Annotated in this window: 19 protein-coding genes; 8 read left to right on the plus strand and 11 right to left on the minus strand. The window is 64.4% G+C overall.

What is annotated here, in order from left to right:
• A partial coding sequence (locus tag E4L98_RS28925) for a sensor histidine kinase (protein ID WP_135204998.1) occupies window positions 1–607 on the plus strand: 607 nt, incomplete at its 5' end.
• A 24-nt stretch (window positions 608–631) separates the two neighbouring features.
• A complete protein-coding gene (locus tag E4L98_RS28930; RefSeq protein WP_205746861.1) occupies window positions 632–1,618 on the plus strand; it encodes a sensor domain-containing diguanylate cyclase in 987 nt (328 codons plus the stop codon).
• Here the strand turns inward: E4L98_RS28930 and E4L98_RS28935 are convergent, their stop codons facing one another.
• From E4L98_RS28935 to E4L98_RS28950, 4 genes are all read right to left on the minus strand, one after another.
• The gene (locus tag E4L98_RS28935; RefSeq protein WP_135204999.1) at window positions 1,619–3,328 is read right to left on the minus strand and encodes a DUF4214 domain-containing protein; all 1,710 of its coding nucleotides are present in this window, start codon (window positions 3,326–3,328) and stop codon (window positions 1,619–1,621) included. It lies immediately after the preceding gene.
• Window positions 3,329–3,411: 83 nt separating this feature from the next.
• A complete protein-coding gene (locus tag E4L98_RS28940; RefSeq protein WP_135205000.1) occupies window positions 3,412–3,663 on the minus strand; it encodes a hypothetical protein in 252 nt (83 codons plus the stop codon).
• On the minus strand, window positions 3,660–4,448 hold the full coding sequence (locus E4L98_RS28945) for a DNA/RNA non-specific endonuclease (RefSeq protein WP_135205001.1): 789 nt from the start codon (window positions 4,446–4,448) through the stop codon (window positions 3,660–3,662). The genes E4L98_RS28940 and E4L98_RS28945 overlap by 4 nt, the downstream gene beginning before the upstream one ends.
• Window positions 4,449–4,636: 188 nt before the next feature.
• On the minus strand, window positions 4,637–4,915 hold the full coding sequence (locus E4L98_RS28950; protein ID WP_229257619.1) for an Arc family DNA-binding protein: 279 nt from the start codon (window positions 4,913–4,915) through the stop codon (window positions 4,637–4,639).
• A 200-nt stretch (window positions 4,916–5,115) separates the two neighbouring features.
• On the opposite strand from E4L98_RS28950, the gene E4L98_RS28955 reads away from it, so the two are divergent.
• Complete coding sequence (locus tag E4L98_RS28955) at window positions 5,116–5,385, plus strand: hypothetical protein (RefSeq protein WP_135205003.1); 270 nt, start codon at window positions 5,116–5,118, stop codon at window positions 5,383–5,385.
• Window positions 5,386–5,396: 11 nt separating this feature from the next.
• Here the strand turns inward: E4L98_RS28955 and E4L98_RS28960 are convergent, their stop codons facing one another.
• On the minus strand, window positions 5,397–5,576 hold the full coding sequence (locus E4L98_RS28960; RefSeq protein ID WP_135205004.1) for a hypothetical protein: 180 nt from the start codon (window positions 5,574–5,576) through the stop codon (window positions 5,397–5,399).
• 179 nt (window positions 5,577–5,755) lie between these two features.
• On the opposite strand from E4L98_RS28960, the gene E4L98_RS31225 reads away from it, so the two are divergent.
• Window positions 5,756–7,372, plus strand: a complete 1,617-nt coding sequence (locus tag E4L98_RS31225) for a methyl-accepting chemotaxis protein (RefSeq protein ID WP_167761483.1) — start codon at window positions 5,756–5,758, stop codon at window positions 7,370–7,372.
• On the opposite strand, the gene E4L98_RS28970 is transcribed toward E4L98_RS31225, so the two are convergent.
• From E4L98_RS28970 to E4L98_RS28985, 4 genes are read right to left on the minus strand one after another with little or no spacing between them, the layout of a single operon-like run.
• A complete protein-coding gene (locus E4L98_RS28970; protein ID WP_135205006.1) occupies window positions 7,314–8,486 on the minus strand; it encodes a glycosyltransferase in 1,173 nt (390 codons plus the stop codon). The genes E4L98_RS31225 and E4L98_RS28970 overlap by 59 nt on opposite strands.
• Before the next feature lie 2 nt (window positions 8,487–8,488).
• Window positions 8,489–9,145 (minus strand): HAD family hydrolase, encoded by a 657-nt coding sequence (locus E4L98_RS28975; protein ID WP_135205007.1) that lies wholly within the window; start codon window positions 9,143–9,145, stop codon window positions 8,489–8,491.
• A gap of 1 nt (window position 9,146) precedes the next feature.
• Complete coding sequence (locus E4L98_RS28980; RefSeq protein ID WP_135205008.1) at window positions 9,147–9,785, minus strand: FABP family protein; 639 nt, start codon at window positions 9,783–9,785, stop codon at window positions 9,147–9,149.
• A 55-nt stretch (window positions 9,786–9,840) separates the two neighbouring features.
• The gene (locus E4L98_RS28985) at window positions 9,841–10,806 is read right to left on the minus strand and encodes an MBL fold metallo-hydrolase (RefSeq protein WP_135205009.1); all 966 of its coding nucleotides are present in this window, start codon (window positions 10,804–10,806) and stop codon (window positions 9,841–9,843) included.
• Between the two features lie 158 nt (window positions 10,807–10,964).
• Here E4L98_RS28985 and E4L98_RS28990 point away from each other — a divergent pair, with 158 nt between their 5' ends.
• Window positions 10,965–12,263, plus strand: coding sequence for an NCS2 family permease (locus E4L98_RS28990; RefSeq protein WP_135205010.1), 1,299 nt, complete (start codon window positions 10,965–10,967; stop codon window positions 12,261–12,263).
• Here E4L98_RS28990 and E4L98_RS28995 read toward each other — a convergent pair.
• A complete protein-coding gene (locus tag E4L98_RS28995) occupies window positions 12,238–12,528 on the minus strand; it encodes a hypothetical protein (protein ID WP_135205011.1) in 291 nt (96 codons plus the stop codon). The two genes, E4L98_RS28990 and E4L98_RS28995, sit on opposite strands and share 26 nt — an antisense overlap.
• Before the next feature lie 127 nt (window positions 12,529–12,655).
• On the opposite strand from E4L98_RS28995, the gene E4L98_RS29000 reads away from it, so the two are divergent.
• Window positions 12,656–13,114: an Lrp/AsnC family transcriptional regulator gene (locus E4L98_RS29000; protein ID WP_135205012.1), complete on the plus strand. Its 459-nt coding sequence runs from the start codon at window positions 12,656–12,658 to the stop codon at window positions 13,112–13,114.
• Window positions 13,115–13,188: 74 nt separating this feature from the next.
• Window positions 13,189–13,989, plus strand: a complete 801-nt coding sequence (locus tag E4L98_RS31230; RefSeq protein ID WP_135205013.1) for a beta/gamma crystallin-related protein — start codon at window positions 13,189–13,191, stop codon at window positions 13,987–13,989.
• A gap of 45 nt (window positions 13,990–14,034) precedes the next feature.
• Here E4L98_RS31230 and E4L98_RS29010 read toward each other — a convergent pair whose 3' ends face one another.
• Window positions 14,035–14,346: a DUF4124 domain-containing protein gene (locus tag E4L98_RS29010; protein WP_167761484.1), complete on the minus strand. Its 312-nt coding sequence runs from the start codon at window positions 14,344–14,346 to the stop codon at window positions 14,035–14,037.
• Between the two features lie 168 nt (window positions 14,347–14,514).
• On the opposite strand from E4L98_RS29010, the gene E4L98_RS29015 reads away from it, so the two are divergent.
• Window positions 14,515–15,267 carry a DUF481 domain-containing protein gene (locus tag E4L98_RS29015; RefSeq protein WP_135205015.1) on the plus strand — a complete coding sequence of 251 codons (753 nt, stop codon included), beginning with the start codon at window positions 14,515–14,517 and terminating at the stop codon, window positions 15,265–15,267.
• Window position 15,268: the final 1 nt, after the last annotated feature.

A 15,268-nucleotide genomic window follows, 5' to 3' on the forward strand; every position in this document is an offset into this window, starting at 1 on the left:
GCTCAGCAGCGGCCAGCAGGCACTGCGCGACGCCGACCGTCGCCGCATCGCACGCGACCTGCACGACGACCTCGGCCAGCACCTGCTGGCGCTGGGCCTGGACACGGCCGCGCTGGCGCAGCGTCATCCTGCGCTGCGCTGCCCGCTGGCCGAGCTGGATCAGCGCATCCAGCAGGCGCGGCGCGCCCTGCGCACCATCATAGACGATCTGCCGCCGGAAGCGCTGGCGCAGGGCTTGCAGGATGCGGTACGCCAGCAGGTGGCGCTGTTTTCGCGCCTGAGCGGCATTCCGTGCCGGCTGGAGCTGGATGCCGGTGCGGCCGGCGGTACGGCCGACGGTGTGCTCTACCGCGTATTGCAGGAGTCGCTGAGCAACATCGTGCGCCACGCGCAAGCGTCGGAGGTGAGCGTCGGCATCCGGTGCCAGGACCGCAGCCTGAAGCTGACCGTGCGCGACAACGGCGTCGGCCTGCCGCAGCCGGCGGCACGGCGCGGCAGCGGCCTGCGCGGCATCGCCCAGCGCGTGGACGAGGCTGGCGGCCGGCTCGACGTCGCCAGCGCGCCCGGCCTGGGCACCGCGCTCACCATGTCTTTCCCCATCCAATAACCATACCGATCACAGGCGGCGTACATGACCAGCACTCCCCAAGTCCAGCATCTGATGGAATTTCCGCATGAGGATCAGCAGCACGGCTTCGCCCTCAAGCTGATGGAACTGCTGGTGATTCCGACGTTCGTGATCGACATCAACTGCAAGGTGATCATCTGGAACCGCGCTTGCGAGCGCCTGACCGGCGTGCCGGCGTGGGAAGTGCTGGGCACCTCGGACCACTGGAAAAGCTTCTACCAGGAGCAGCGCCCCACCTTGGCCGACCTGGTGATCCAGGGTCGCGCCGCCGACCTGCACCGGCTGTACCGCCAGCACGCGCGCCGCAACGATACCGACAACAACCTGTGCGCGGAAAACTGGTGCGACATGCCGCGCGTCGGCCGGCGCCGCTATCTGGCCGCCGACGCCAGTCCGATCTTCGACAGCGACGGCAAGCTGGTGGCGGTGGTGGAAACCCTGCGCGACGTCACCGACGAGAAGAAAGCCCAGGTCGCGCTGGAGCAGCTGGCCACGCGCGACGGCCTGACCGGCCTGGCCAACCGCCGCTGCTTCGACGACACGCTGAACGCCGAATGGCAGCGCGCGCTGCGGCACCAGCAACCGCTGTCGCTGCTGATGGTCGATGTCGACAATTTCAAGCAATACAACGACGCCTACGGCCACCTCGGCGGCGATGAGTGTTTGCAGCGCATCGCCATGGCGGTATCGAGCGAGATGCGCGCCAACGATCTGGTGGCGCGCTACGGCGGCGAGGAATTCGCGGTGATCCTGCCCAACCAGTCGCTCAAGGGCGCGGCCATCGTGGCCGAGCGTATCCGTTGCCGGGTCGAGCAGCTGCGGCTGCCCAACCTGGGCAGCAAGCAGCACGTGGTGACGGTGAGCATAGGCGCGGCCACCGCGCTGGCCGCACCCGAGACCGATCCCAGCCAGCTGGTGGCCACGGCCGACTCGGCGCTCTACCGCGCCAAGCACATGGGCCGCAACCGCATCAGCCTGCCGGAAGCCTGATCAGACCGGCGCCCACGGCGTGTACGATATGCCGACCGGCATGACGTGACTGACAGTCTCGATGTTCTCCGCCGACTCGGTGAATATCACCAGCGCCTGCTCGCGCGCCAGTCCCTGGTTCAGCGCATTCACCGTCACCGCATAGCCGGCCGCATCGGGATCGCGGTGCAGGATGTTGTGGTACAGGGCGGTGGCGAACGCCTCGTTGGTGGCATTCACGCCGAAAGTCTCGACAAACTCGTTGCTGTTGACGAAACCGGAAGCGATCGTCAGCAGATTCATGCCGTGGTCCATCTGGTACAGGAAGAAACCCATGCCGACGTCGTCCGGTGCGCGGTTGAAGATGCCGTACAGGCGATACAACTGGCCAGCTTCGCCGCCGGTGTCAAAAGCCAGGCCGGTGTGGTCGCTGAATTGCACACGCTCCACTCCCGCCAGCAGGTCGGTATTGCCGGCTTGGTCGCCCAGGGTGACCCCGGCCAGATTGGCGCCGACCAGGTAATCCGCTTTCTTGCCGCTGAAATTGACCAGGTCGATGCCACCGCCCCCGGTGATCAGCTGGCTGCCGCTGCCGGCCGTCAGCACGTCCGCATTGGCCGTCCCCCCCAGGAAGGAGCCGTAATTGCCGGTCTGGACGGTGGCGTCGCTGAAACTCAGGTTGGCGATTCCGCTCAGGCTGTCGGTGCCGTCGCCGCTGACGGTCAGCGCGGCGGCGCTGCCGTTGAGGGTGAAGGCTGCCAGCGCCTGGCTGAATTTGACGGTATCGGTGCCGCCTCCGCCACTGATGATATCGTTGCCGGCGCCTTCGTAAATCGTGTCGTTGCCAGCGCCGCCGTTGATCACGTTGCCAGCCGCGTTGGCGTAGATGGTCGAACCGCCGCTGCCGGCGATGGCGCGTTCGATGGTCACGTTATAGGCGATCGAAATGTTGTTGTAACCCGGCGCCGTCGAGCTGAACGTGCCCGCGTTCAGGTTGATGGTGGTCGCACCGGTGCAGGCCGAGAAGTCGAAGGTATCGTTGCCGCCCGCGTCCCAGATGCACTGCAGCGCCGCGTTGGTGCCAAAGCCATAGGTGTCGGCGCCGGTGTGGTAACTCATGTTGGCGCCATACAGATATTGCATCGCCTGGATATCGTACAGCATGGGCGTGATGCCGTAGTTGTGGTTCAGGCTGAAGCCGGAGCCGGTGTTGTACGACATCTGCGTGTAATCGAGATTGTCGGTGGCGGCCGGCAGGAAGGGACCGTCGATGCCGCCGCCGGTCGAGTTGTAGTTGCCCGGATGCTTGAGCCCCAGGGTGTGCCCGAGTTCATGGATGAGCACGGAAATGCCGAACCCGCCGTCGGCGAACGTATTGTTGTACGCCTCGGTATTGTTGGTGAACAGATAGGTCGGATCGCTGCCATTCGGCAAATAGGCATAGCCGCTACTCTGACTGCCTTGATTATTGGTGCCCAGCTGGATATCGCCATTGACGGCCACCTGCGTGAACGTGACGTTGGCCACCGCGGCCCAGGCCGCGAGCGCCTTTTGCACGCCCGCCTGCTGCGCGGCGGTCATGGCACGGAAGCCATTGGCATCGTCGGCACTCGCGTCCGACGGCACCCGGCACATAAAACTGTAGGTCAGCTGTGCCGGCGTGCCGGCATTGTTGTTCCAGCTGCTGTAGACCAGTGAATCGATAGCGTTATTGCCAGTCGTCAAACTCATATTGTTGCCCACGCGAAAGAAAACAGAGCGGTCATGTTAGCACGGCGCTTTAAAAACGCAATCCTGTCGACCTGCCGGTGCCGTCATTCAAACGGATTCGCCACAATCGTGTGGTCCGGCGGCTGCAATTTATCCGGTAGCGTCTGCTTCTCCAGCTGGGCCACCACGTCGGCCAGCAGCTGCCGCAACGCGCGCGCGTCGTCCAGGCCGGCCCGGTCGGCGGTGAGATCGATGTCGCCGCTGATGGTGATGCGGTCCAGGCGGTTTTCGACTGTCAGGCCGCCGATGTGCAGCACGTCGGCTTCATTCTGGTACGGTACGAATTTCGCGCTCATCCCTTGCTCCCATCCTTGCGTTGACGCACCTTTGGCAGGCGCAACACGGCATTTTTCTGCGCCGCCGACAGCGACGGCAACAGATTGATGCCGACCTTGTCTTCCAGCGCGGCGATACTCAGCACCTCATACTGCGCGTCGGCGCGGTTCTCGATGAAAAACGCCGCGCCCGCGTGCTGGCGCGGGCTATACACCAGTTTATACAAATGCGTGGGCACCAGGACGTTACCCACCTTGCGCAAATTGCCGCCAATGAAAGCCGGACCGGTGATCACGTACAGATCGCCATCCTTCTGCGCCATCTTGCGCACCACGCCCTCGATGCCGGCCCAGATGTGACGGTTGATCTCGCCATCCTGCGGCACCATGTTCGCCAGGGTAAAACTTTCATGCTGGGTGGCGCGGTCCGGCATGTCGCCATTCGGCGCCATGTGGCCGCGGTCATAGCCGCTGCGGGCGTAATCGGCCAGCTCGGCGCGCGACTGGGCCGGCAGACGGGTTTCAGGGTGAAAAGAATTCTCGCGCGACAGCGTCTTCGCCGCGTCGATGTTGCCGGCGGTGAGATGCTCCGCCGACCACAGCGGCGTGCGGGTGATACCCGAATGCATGACGCCAAACACGCCATAGCACAGCTCGGTGGTGGCCGCGTTCATCCTGGCGTTGCGGATTTCCGGCAGACGGCCGTCGACATAATGGGCAGGGCAAGCGCCCGCCGCAGCGAGGCCGGAAGCCAGAGCGCCGCACAGCAGCGCGGCCAGGGCCAGGGATCGCTGTAAAAATTGCATGGTTTCAAAATTATTTACGGAGGCCGCATTCTAGCCGACGCCGACGCAAACAAAAAGGGCCGGCATCCATCCAGACGCCGGCCCTTCCAAACATCCAGCCCTACCAGAGGCCATGCTTTGAATTACTCAATCAACAACTCAGTTGCAATTCTATATCATCTCATCGGCTTTGTCTGCCCCTGAACCGTTCACTCCTGCGAGATCTGGTTCGCCGGCAAGGTCCACTTGCCGTTCTGGATATGCGCCGGGTTGCCCTCCAGCTCGCCGCCGAGGTTGACGCCAAAGGTGTAGCGCATCTCCGGATTGCGTGCCGACAGCCGCTCCAGCGCCTCAAAAATGTGGCGCACATCGACGTCATTGGTGCTTTCCACCAGCGTGCGCTCCAGACGTCCGACCAGTTCGGCGTTGACGCTGCGGCCCGCTTTGGCGGCCTCGGCCTTCAGCTTTTCAAAAAGCGTGAAAGGCATGCGATATTGACTGCGGTGAATATCTCCCATAGCGCTATCTTGGCACCAACGCGTTTTGGTCGCTAGTGACGGAAAATATGAAATTAGTGACAGATTAGTTGAATTCAGAAAAAAGTTCCGTGCGGAATTGCACAAACGTCAGCGTCTGCCGCGCGTCGTTCACCGCCGCGCGCGGCTACAATGGGCGCAAAGGGGGAAACATGAACGAACATTTAACTGCCCGCTACATCCCGCTCGCCACCGAGCGGACCAAGGATGCGGTGAAGGATCTGGTGCCAGGCGAGCGCCGCAAGATTGACGTGGTCAATCCGCAGGACCCGACCGACCGCCTGATCACCGACATCTGGGTGGTGGAGGATTATGAGGGCGCCCATTTCACCTATCAGGATGGGCCGACCGGCGGCGACGCCTACCTCGGTCCGGCCGACCAGGTGCGCATCGCCATCGAGGAAGCGCCGTTCGAGGAATAAGCGCTGATCGGTCAGGAGGCGCGGTTGCGCCGCGTGGTATTGCGCCGACGGAAGCCGGTGCCGCTGCGTGGCGCGCGCGGCGGCCGCGGCTCGGCATGTGCGTCATCCGTCTCCTCGCGGTCCGTCTGGCGGCGTTCATGTTCGAATTCCCGGTACTCATGCTGCCGCTTGGGGCCGGATTCCCTGCTCATCACGCCCTCCTCTTCACACTGACACCGGGGTCATGCTACTGAAATGCCGGCGCCCGCGTCGCACAGCAGCAGCTGTTGTTTTATTCGCTACGGAAACGATTCTATTAAGAAATATTCATAGAGCAAAAATAATATTCCCGTTACACTTTGTGTTGCATAAAAACACAAAATTGCGGGACATGAACATTACTAATTTGAAAATCGGCCACCGCCTGACCATCGGCTTTTCCCTGACCACCCTGCTGATGGCGGTCGTCGTCATCGTCGGCGTGTTGGCCCTCGGCGCCACCAGCCGTGAAATGGCCTTCACCATCCATGACCGCTATATGAAGATTGGTCTGCTGAGCCAGGTGAAGGATGAGGTCAACCAGCAATCGCGCAGCCTGCGTGACCTGTTGCTGGTCGAACCGCCGCAGGCCGAACAGATATATCCGGCCATCGCCCAGCGCAGCAAGAACATCGGCGAACTGCTGGACCGCGTGGGCGCCACCCTGCACGCGCCGCAAGGCGTGGCATTGCTGAAGGAGGTGGGCGTGGCGCGCGCCCGCTATTCACCGCTGCGCGACCAAATGGTGGCAGCGTTCAAGTCCGGCGACCGCGCCGGCGCCACCCGCCTGTTGCTGGACAAGGTCGCGCCGGCCCAGCAGGCATACAGCGCGGCGCTCGACCAGCTGATTGCCTTTCAGGCCGGGCTGATGCAGGAATCCAGCGACCAGGCGGAAGCCACGGCCGCCAATGCGCGCCTGCTGATGATCGTGCTGGGCGTGGCTGGCGCCAGCCTGGGACTGCTCATCGGCTGGTACATGACGCGCACCATCGTGCGCCCGATCAGCTATGCCGTGCGGGTGGCGCGCACGGTGGCGGACGGCGACCTGAGTGCCGACATCCAGGTGCGCTCGCGCGATGAAATCGGCCAGCTGTCGGCCGCACTGAAGGAGATGAACGCCAGCCTGACCGCCATTGTCTCCGAGGTGCGCCACGGCACCGACACCATCAGCACCGCATCGACCGAAATCGCCGCCGGGAATCTGGATCTGTCGTCGCGCACCGAGCGCCAGGCCGGCTCGCTGGAAGAAACCGCGTCGTCGATGGAGGAACTGACCACCACCGTCAAGCAAAACGCCGACAACGCGCGCCAGGCCAATCAGTTGGCGATGTCCGCGTCGGAAGTGGCGGGCAAAGGCGGCGCGGTGGTCGGCCAGGTGGTGCGGACCATGGCGTCGATCAACGCCTCGTCGCGCAAGATCGTGGACATCATTTCGGTCATCGATGGCATCGCGTTCCAGACCAACATACTGGCGCTGAACGCGGCGGTCGAAGCGGCGCGCGCCGGCGAACAGGGACGGGGCTTCGCCGTGGTCGCCGGCGAAGTGCGCAATCTGGCGCAGCGCTCGGCCGCCGCCGCGCGCGAGATCAAGTCGCTGATCGACGATTCGGTCGACAAGATCGACACCGGCGCGCGCCTGGTCGACGAAGCCGGCGCCACGATGGCGGAAATCGTCACCAGCGTCCAGCGCGTGACCGACATCATGGGCGAAATCGCCTTCGCCAGCCAGGAGCAGCTGACCGGGATCGAACATATCAACGGCGCCATCACCGAGATGGATCAGGTGACGCAGCAGAACGCCGCGCTGGTGGAGCAGGCGTCGGCGGCGGCGGTCACCATGCAGGAGCAGGCGACGCAGTTGTCGAGCGCCGTCGGCGTCTTCAGGCTGCACGGCGAAGAACCTCAGCGCCTCAGGCGAGCCGCGCCTCCAGCAGCGCTGCCAGCCGCTGGTTCAGCCGGTGCTGGCTGAAGTCCCGGTAGCGCGCGGCGTAAGCCCGCGCTGCCTGACGGAAGCCGGGATCGTCCAGCACCCGCCGTGCCGCCGCGCGCCAGTCGGAAGATGGCGACAGCAAGGCGGCGTTGTAACCCGCGCCGCTGGCCGCCACGCGACACGCGGTGAGGAACTGTTCGGTATGCGAGGGCAGCATCAGCAAAGGCACGCCGGCCAATAAGGCCTGCGCCAGCGTGGCCTCGCCGGCATGCGTGACGCAGATCTCGGCCTGCGCCAGCGCCAGCTGCAACGATAGCGGCCGTTCGGCATACAACACCCGCTCGCTGAGCACAGGCGGCGCAGCGCCGGCCGCCACTTCGGGCACGTAGGCCAGCACGCGGCAGCCCTCATCCACCAACGCCTGCAGCGCTGTGCCATACGCGGCGTGGGTCGCCTTCAGATAAGCGAAGACTTTCGGCCCGTCGCCGTCCGGCCAGTGCGGGACGATGCCGCCATCCGGCACAAAGCTGGGGCCGAGCCATTCCGCGCCGGCGCGCTGCCACGGATCGAGTTCGGCCCAGGTGCACAGCAGCGGCAGGTCGCCCAGAAACACATCCGACGCATGCGCGTACGGCGCCGCGCCATGTTCGGCCAATACCGCGTTGGCCGTCGCCAGCATGCGCGCTTGCGAGGCCGGCAAGCGCTCCGCATCGCGCCACGCGGGCAAAGGCTGGGCCGACGGCGGCATGTTGTAGCCATTGCCGACCGACGCGCTGCGCAGCCCCATGCTGCGCGCCGCCAGCAGCGCGGTCGGCGCAAAATCCGCCACCACCAGGTCCGGGCGCAGCAACGCGAACATGGCGCGCCAGCCCGCCACCAGGCCGCGCAATGCGACCGGTTCCAGATACCCGCAGTGGAACAGCACCTCGGCCAGATTGCCCGGCGGCGGCAGGCCCGCGGCCTGGTGCAGCCACACCGGCGCCTGCAGCCGCGCCACGTCCAGCCCGGCCAGCAGCGCATCGGTGTGCATCAGGTCGCGCAGGCTCATGGTCACGCGGTGGCCGCGCGCCAGCAGCGCCTGTGCCAGCATCTTCAGGCGGCCGGCGTGTCCCAGCCCGCCACCCAGTTCCCAGCACAGGTGGACATGCGCCACGGTCAGCCCTCCTCCGCCACCAGCGCTTCGATCTCCGCCCGCACCTGCGGCAGCGTATCGACCACGCGCCAGGCGCCGGGAAAATCGTGGTGACGGGTCAGCGCGTTGCGCAGGATGATGCAACGGATGCCGGCCGCCGTCGCCGCCTGCAGCCCGCGCGGCGAATCCTCGACCACCAGCGCTTCGTCGGCGCGCACGCCCATGCGCGCGAGTCCCAACAGGTACGGCTCGGGCGACGGCTTGCTGTTGGCGTAGGATTCATGCGTCAGCACGAATTCGAAATGCCGGCGCAGATCCAGGCGCGCGTGGATGATGTCGAAATGCGCGGCGTTCGAACTGGTGACCACGCCCATGCGCAGGCGCGGCGCCAGCGCCGCCAGCACCTCGGCCGCGCCATCGATGGCCGGAATCGGCTGGGACGCCAGCCGCGCCGCATAGCGGATATTGCGGCCTTCGCGCTCGGCTTCGATCTGCGCCGCGCTCAGGCGCGGCTCGAGCAGGTGCCACGCGCCGCAATTGTCGGCCAGGTACCAGTCGAAGAAATGCTGCGCGCTGAGCTCCAGGCCCAATGGCCGGAACAGATCGCGGTTGGCTTCGTAAAACAGTTGTTCGGTATCGACCAGAACACCGTCGTTATCCCACAGGATCGCGCGCAGCATGTCAGGCCGGCACGCCGCTCGCGAGGGGATTCGGCAGCGGCTCGGTCACCTTGTGCAGCAGGTTGCGGTCGACGTGGTGGAACTCTTCCTCGCCGCGCAGCAGCATCACGGTATCTTCCTCGTAGCCCCAGGTGCCGTCGTCGTTGATGGTGACCTTGATGCGGTATTCCACCGTCTTGAAACCGTATTCGAGGAAAGGGTTCGAGCGGATGCCGTAAGTGTCGGAATCCAGCCGCGCCACCAGTTCGAACTCCCTCGCATCCGGCGCCACCACCGCCGACGCCATCGCGATCTGGCCGCGCGGGATGCCGAGCGTCTGGATCACGGTATTGGTCTCGGGTTCCCACAGCCAGTAGCCGACCTGCTCGTGATAGGTCTTGACGTTGTCCGGCTTGTTCACGATGATCAGGTAACGCAGGCCATAGAACAGCTGGGGGCCATTGGTCACCGGGTCGATCGGATGCAGCTCGATGCGCTCCACGTACGCCTGCTTGCGCGCGCCGTCGGCCTTGGGTTTGATATCCAGTCCGCGCTCGCCTTTCCAGATGCCGGCCATCGGGCGCAGCGGGCCGAGGTTGTCCAGCGTGTTGATGTCGACCGGCGACGGTTCGGTGTAGATATCCTGCGAAAACTCAGTCATGTGATTCCTGTGATTGATGATGGTGACACAGGCGTTATTGTAAGGCAGCCGATGGCTAGAGATCGATTTCCAGGCCGTCGTAGGCCGAGACGATTTCCAGCGGCGCCTCGCAGGTGACCTCGGCATAGCGCCGCGTCTCGGCCAGCAGGCGCGAGATGCGCGCGTCGTCGTGGAACGGCTCGTGGTGGAACAGGCAAAGCTGCCGCACGCCGGCCAGCTGGCACAGCTCCACGCCCACCACGCTGCTCGAATGGCCCCAGTCGGCCTTTACCGACACGGCATCGGCCAGCGAATACATGGCGTCGAAGATCACCAGATCCGCGCCGTGGAAGAAGTCGACGAAGGCCACGCGCTCGGCGGCGTTATCCAGCTTGTGTTCCGAATCGGTCGAATACACCATCGCCCTGCCGCCGCGCTCCAGGCGGTAGCCGTACGAATCGCCGGCGTGCAGCTGCAGCTTGGCCGTCACCTTCACATCGTTCACCATCAGCGGCACGCCGGGCTGCATCTGCACGAACTCGATGGTCGCGCCCAACTGATCGAAAGGCACCGGGAAGCTGATCGGCTCCTGCTGGCGGCGGAACGCCATCTCCAGCTCCCGGTGGCAGCCGTAGATGATGATGCGGTTGCCCGCGATGTAGGCCGGCGTAAAGAACGGGAAACCCATGATGTGGTCCCAGTGCAGATGCGACATGAACACGTGGTAGGTCTGCGGCTGCCCCGGACCGTACTTCGCCAGCTTGGCGCCGGCCAGCGGGCGCACGCCCGAACCCATGTCGAGGATGATGTGCTCGTGCACCGTGTCCGCATCCCAGGCTAGCACTTCCACACAGCTCGAGTTGCCGCCGTAACTGCCGCGCACGTCGAACGGCAGCTGGTCGACATAAGCACTGATCTTGTCGGCGCTGTCGAGTTCACGGCCGACCGCGCCTTCCAGCGCCGCCACCACTTTCGCACGGACCTGCTGATGCGTCAACGCCACCGGCAGCGAGCCGCGGGCACCCCAGATGCGTACCTTCATGCAGCGGCACCCGGCAAAATCGTGTGTAAATCCATAGCAGAGACCTGGAGTGAATGAGACAACTATTTTTGCATTATCACATTCTTTTGTACGTTTGGCACCACCGAATGCAACCGGCATCCATGGTATTCTTCGCCCTTTGCAGCAGTGGAGCGCGCATGCCGTCCCTGAATCGATTCTTCAAGCTCGCTGAACACGGCACCAACATCCGTACCGAAGTCGTGGCCGGCGCGACCACGTTCCTGACGATGGCCTACATCATCTTCGTCAATCCCGCCATCCTGGGCGACGCCGGCGTACCGAAGGACGCGGTGTTCGTCGCCACCTGTCTGGCCGCCGCGCTGGGCACCCTGATCATGGGCCTGTACGCCAACTACCCGATCGGCATGGCGCCGGGCATGGGCCTGAACGCCTACTTCGCCTATGCGGTCGTGCTGGGGATGGGGGTGCCGTGGCAATCGGCGCTGGGTGCGGTATTCATCTCCGGCTGCCTGTTCATTCTGGTCAGCCTGTTCAAGGTGCGCGAGCATATCGTCAACGGCATACCGCCCTCGTTGCGGGTCGCGATCACGGTGGGACTGGGACTGTTCCTGGCGCTGATCGCGCTGAAGAGCGCCGGCGTGGTGGTCGCCAACCCGGAAACCCTGGTGCGCGTGGGCGACATGCACAATCCGCACACCATCATGGCCATCTTCGGCTTCCTGCTGATCGTCACGCTGGACCGGCTGAACGTACCGGGCGCGCTGTTGATCGGCATCGTCGCGGTGACGGTGCTGAGCTTCTTCTTCGGCGGGAACACCTTCCACGGCTTCATGTCGCTGCCGCCCTCGATCGCGCCGACGCTGCTGCATCTGGATTTACAGGGCGCGCTGCATCTGGGCCTGTTCAATGTGGTGCTGGTGTTCTTCCTGGTCGAACTGTTCGATGCGACCGGCACCCTGATGGGCGTCGCCAGCCGCGCGGGCCTGCTGGTCGGCGGCCGCATGCAGCGTCTGAACAAGGCGCTGCTGGCCGACAGTTGCGCCATTGTCGCCGGTTCCATGCTGGGCACCTCCAGCACCACGGCCTATCTGGAAAGCGCGGCCGGCGTGCAGGCCGGCGGCCGCACCGGCCTGACCGCGGTGGTGGTGGCGCTGCTGTTCCTGGCCGCGCTGCTGTTCGCGCCGATCGCCGGCGTGGTACCGGCCTACGCCACCGCGCCGGCGCTGCTGTTCGTGGCCTGCCTGATGCTGCGCGACCTGACCGACGTCGACTGGAGCGACACCACCGAAAGCGTGCCGGCCGCGATCACCGCGCTGGTGATCCCCTTCACCTACTCGATCGCGCACGGCATCGCGTTCGGCTTCATCACCTACGCCGGCCTGAAACTGTCGACCGGGCAGGCGCGCAAGGTCAGGCCGGTGGTGTGGGTCATCGCCATCGTTTTCCTGATCAAATACAGTGTTGTAGCGGCCTGACGGCGTTGGACACCACCAGCGACGGCATCTCGCGGATGGGCAGGATGCCGATCAGGTTGTGCAGCCGCATGCGACATAAGATCAGAATATCTTCCTCCTGCGCCGCGACGCGCAGCAAGACCTCCATGCCGTGCGGCGTAGCCGTGGTGCGCAGGCTGCGCAGATCGATGCCGAGCCGCCGCACCACCTGCAATGCCGCTTCCAGCGTGGCGATCGGGGCATCCGGCTCGATGGTGAAGCGGTAGGTTTTTTGTGTGGTATCCATGCTGTCAGCATAACCACGATGGTCAGAAATAGGCTTCCGAATTTTATGGCATTTTGCCAAAATCGCAGCATATCCTTCTGCTCAGTGTAAAATTGCCGGAATATCCATCTTTTGAAGCCTATATTCCATGGAAATCGACGAACTGGATCGCCGCATCCTGCGCGAATTGCGCGCCGACGGACGCCTGAGCAATACCAGGCTGGCCGAAAAAGTCGGCCTGTCCACCACACCGTGCTGGAACCGCGTGCGCGCGCTGGAGGAACGCGGCATGATCGAAGGTTACACCGCCCTGCTGAGTCAGACCGCGCTTGGCTACCCCGACACCGTCATCATCGAAGTGACGCTGGACCGCCATGACGATGACATCTTCGATAAATTCGGCAAGGCGCTGGCCCAGCTGCCCGAGGTGATGGAAGCCTATCTGCTGACCGGCGATTACGATTATCTGATCAAGGTGGCAGTGGCGGGCACCGCGGGCTACGAGGAATTCCTGCGCAAAAAACTCTATCGTTTGCCGGGGCTCAAGCACAGCCGCTCGACCTTCGTGCTGCGCTGCCTGAAGCGTGCCCACTCGGTCGAACCGTGACTATGTACGCTTGCGTACAGAGGCACACGGCAAATCGGTCCATGCTCAGGCTTCATCCATAAAAGGAGAAGACGATGAACAACAGCATGAAGATCGCCGTGGCCGCCGCCGCACTCGGCATGGCCACGCAAGCCTTCGCACAAATCACTTTTTACGAGGGAGACGGCTTGCGCGGCCGCGCCTACACGGCCAACGGCCAGGTGCGCGACCTGGGGCGCGTCGGCTACAACGACCGCGCCTCGTCGGTGGTGGTCGATCGCGGCCAGTGGGAAGTCTGCGAGGACGCCAATTTCCGCGGCCAGTGCATGATCCTGCGGCGCGGCAGCTACGAGTCGCTGCGCGGCATGGGCCTCAACAACCGCATCTCTTCGGTGCGGCCGGTGAAGGCGCGCGACCGCTATGACAATGAAGCGCCGCCGCCGATCGCGCAGCCGAGCTATGAATGGCGCCGCCGCGCCGGTGAGCGCATCATCGAAGTGCCGGTGAGTTCCGTGCACGCCGTGGTCGGGCCGCCGGAACAACGCTGCTGGGTCGAGCGTCAGCAAGTGCAGGAGCCGCCGCGCGCCAATCCCGGCGGCGTGATCGCCGGTGCGCTGATCGGCGGCATCCTGGGGCACCAGATCGGCGGCGGCACCGGCCGCACGGTGGCCACCGCGGGCGGCGCCATCGCCGGCGCGGCGGTCGGCAATAACGTCGCCAACCAGAACAACGTCTCCACCCGCGACGTGCGCCGCTGCGAGAACGTCGGCAACCAGCAGCCGCAATACTGGGACGTGAGCTACAACTACCGCGGCGTCGAACACCATGTCCAGATGAGCAACCCGCCGGGCAACACCGTCTCCATCAACGCCAAGACCGGCGAGCCACGCGGCTAAAGCACCTCGACGCCAGCCGCCGGCCCAGCGGCCGGCCTGGTGTCATCAGCGTGCACTGGCAAGACGCTGCTTGTGCAGTTCGTCCTGGACCTGCATGGTTTCGTAAGCGGTTTTCAGCGTGGCCGCATCGACGTTCACCGCCTTGCGCGGCGCCAGATCGGCCCAGCGGCTGCGCGGCGCGGCGGGCACCGGCGCATCGGCGGCGATGTGCTCCACGGGATCGGCTTGCGCCTCGCTGCCGTCAGGGCAGTCGCTGTCGGTGTACAGCACACGTCCATCGGTGTCGACGCAGCGATTGACGGCGGCGCCGGCCATGGTGGTCATCGCGGCCAGTGCCGCGCACAAGATGAGTTTCATGATCGTGCCCCTTCTGACAAGTGGCCCCATCATCGCTCCGAACCACCCCGCTTTCTGTACGGCCCCGCACCCCCGAAGTGCGGCATTTTCCCCACATGTCGGGTACAATACCGCCTTCTTTCGTATCCCGATACCGTGATGTCTTTACAAGACGTCCAGTTCATGCCTATGAAATCTCTCCTGATCGTTTCCGCACTGGCGCTGACTTGCGGTCATGCCGCCGCCGATACCATGGACCCAGTCAACGCCCACGGCTGGAACACCTCCGCAGAACTGGGCGCGATTTCCACCTCCGGCAATACGGTCGGCACCTCGGTCACCGGCAAGCTCGACGCCAAGCAGGAGACCAGCCAGTGGAGCAATGAGTACATCCTGTCCGGTTACTTCAAGGACGAAGAGGTCACCAACGACGAAGGCCGGAAGGTGCACGAGCGCTCGGCGCAGCGCTATGCCGCTTCCGCCAAGGCAGGCTACAAGCTGCTGCACGACGACCACGGTAAACTGTTTGCGCTGGCCACCCACGTGGACGACAAATTCGGCGCCTACACGCGTTATTCGACCATCGGCATCGGTTACGGCACCCAGACCTATCAGTCCGACACCCACACGCTGGACGTGGAAATCGGTCCCGGCTACTTCCGCGGCGTGCGCTCGGAAGGCACCACCGACAATGGCGCCACCGTCCGCGGCGCCGCGCTGCTGAAGTGGAAGCTCAGCGACAGCGCGCAGTTCAGCCAGAACGTCATCGTCGAACGCGGCGCCGACAACGTCCATTCCCAGGCCGAAACCGCGCTGCGCACCAAGATCAACAGCACCATGCAGATGAAAGCGGCCTTCAACATCCGCAGCGACTCCAACGTCCCGGCGGACAAGAAGAACACCGACACCCAGACCTCGGTGACGCTGGTTTATTCCTTCTAAC

The organism is Duganella callida (assembly GCF_004614165.1).
GTDB lineage: Bacteria > Pseudomonadota > Gammaproteobacteria > Burkholderiales > Burkholderiaceae_D > Rugamonas > Rugamonas callida.

What these genes read in the sequence shown, in the direction of transcription:
- E4L98_RS28930 (WP_205746861.1), top strand. Translation starts at nt 632, where the DNA reads ATGACCAGCACTCCCCAAGTCCAGCATCTGATGGAATTTCCGCATGAG.
- E4L98_RS28935 (WP_135204999.1), bottom strand. Translation starts at nt 3,328, where the DNA reads ATGAGTTTGACGACTGGCAATAACGCTATCGATTCACTGGTCTACAGC.
- E4L98_RS28940 (WP_135205000.1), bottom strand. Translation starts at nt 3,663, where the DNA reads ATGAGCGCGAAATTCGTACCGTACCAGAATGAAGCCGACGTGCTGCAC.
- E4L98_RS28945 (WP_135205001.1), bottom strand. Translation starts at nt 4,448, where the DNA reads ATGCAATTTTTACAGCGATCCCTGGCCCTGGCCGCGCTGCTGTGCGGC.
- E4L98_RS28950 (WP_229257619.1), bottom strand. Translation starts at nt 4,915, where the DNA reads ATGCCTTTCACGCTTTTTGAAAAGCTGAAGGCCGAGGCCGCCAAAGCG.
- E4L98_RS28955 (WP_135205003.1), top strand. Translation starts at nt 5,116, where the DNA reads ATGAACGAACATTTAACTGCCCGCTACATCCCGCTCGCCACCGAGCGG.
- E4L98_RS28960 (WP_135205004.1), bottom strand. Translation starts at nt 5,576, where the DNA reads ATGAGCAGGGAATCCGGCCCCAAGCGGCAGCATGAGTACCGGGAATTC.
- E4L98_RS31225 (WP_167761483.1), top strand. Translation starts at nt 5,756, where the DNA reads ATGAACATTACTAATTTGAAAATCGGCCACCGCCTGACCATCGGCTTT.
- E4L98_RS28975 (WP_135205007.1), bottom strand. Translation starts at nt 9,145, where the DNA reads ATGCTGCGCGCGATCCTGTGGGATAACGACGGTGTTCTGGTCGATACC.
- E4L98_RS28980 (WP_135205008.1), bottom strand. Translation starts at nt 9,785, where the DNA reads ATGACTGAGTTTTCGCAGGATATCTACACCGAACCGTCGCCGGTCGAC.
- E4L98_RS28985 (WP_135205009.1), bottom strand. Translation starts at nt 10,806, where the DNA reads ATGAAGGTACGCATCTGGGGTGCCCGCGGCTCGCTGCCGGTGGCGTTG.
- E4L98_RS28990 (WP_135205010.1), top strand. Translation starts at nt 10,965, where the DNA reads ATGCCGTCCCTGAATCGATTCTTCAAGCTCGCTGAACACGGCACCAAC.
- E4L98_RS28995 (WP_135205011.1), bottom strand. Translation starts at nt 12,528, where the DNA reads ATGGATACCACACAAAAAACCTACCGCTTCACCATCGAGCCGGATGCC.
- E4L98_RS29000 (WP_135205012.1), top strand. Translation starts at nt 12,656, where the DNA reads ATGGAAATCGACGAACTGGATCGCCGCATCCTGCGCGAATTGCGCGCC.
- E4L98_RS31230 (WP_135205013.1), top strand. Translation starts at nt 13,189, where the DNA reads ATGAACAACAGCATGAAGATCGCCGTGGCCGCCGCCGCACTCGGCATG.
- E4L98_RS29010 (WP_167761484.1), bottom strand. Translation starts at nt 14,346, where the DNA reads ATGAAACTCATCTTGTGCGCGGCACTGGCCGCGATGACCACCATGGCC.
- E4L98_RS29015 (WP_135205015.1), top strand. Translation starts at nt 14,515, where the DNA reads ATGAAATCTCTCCTGATCGTTTCCGCACTGGCGCTGACTTGCGGTCAT.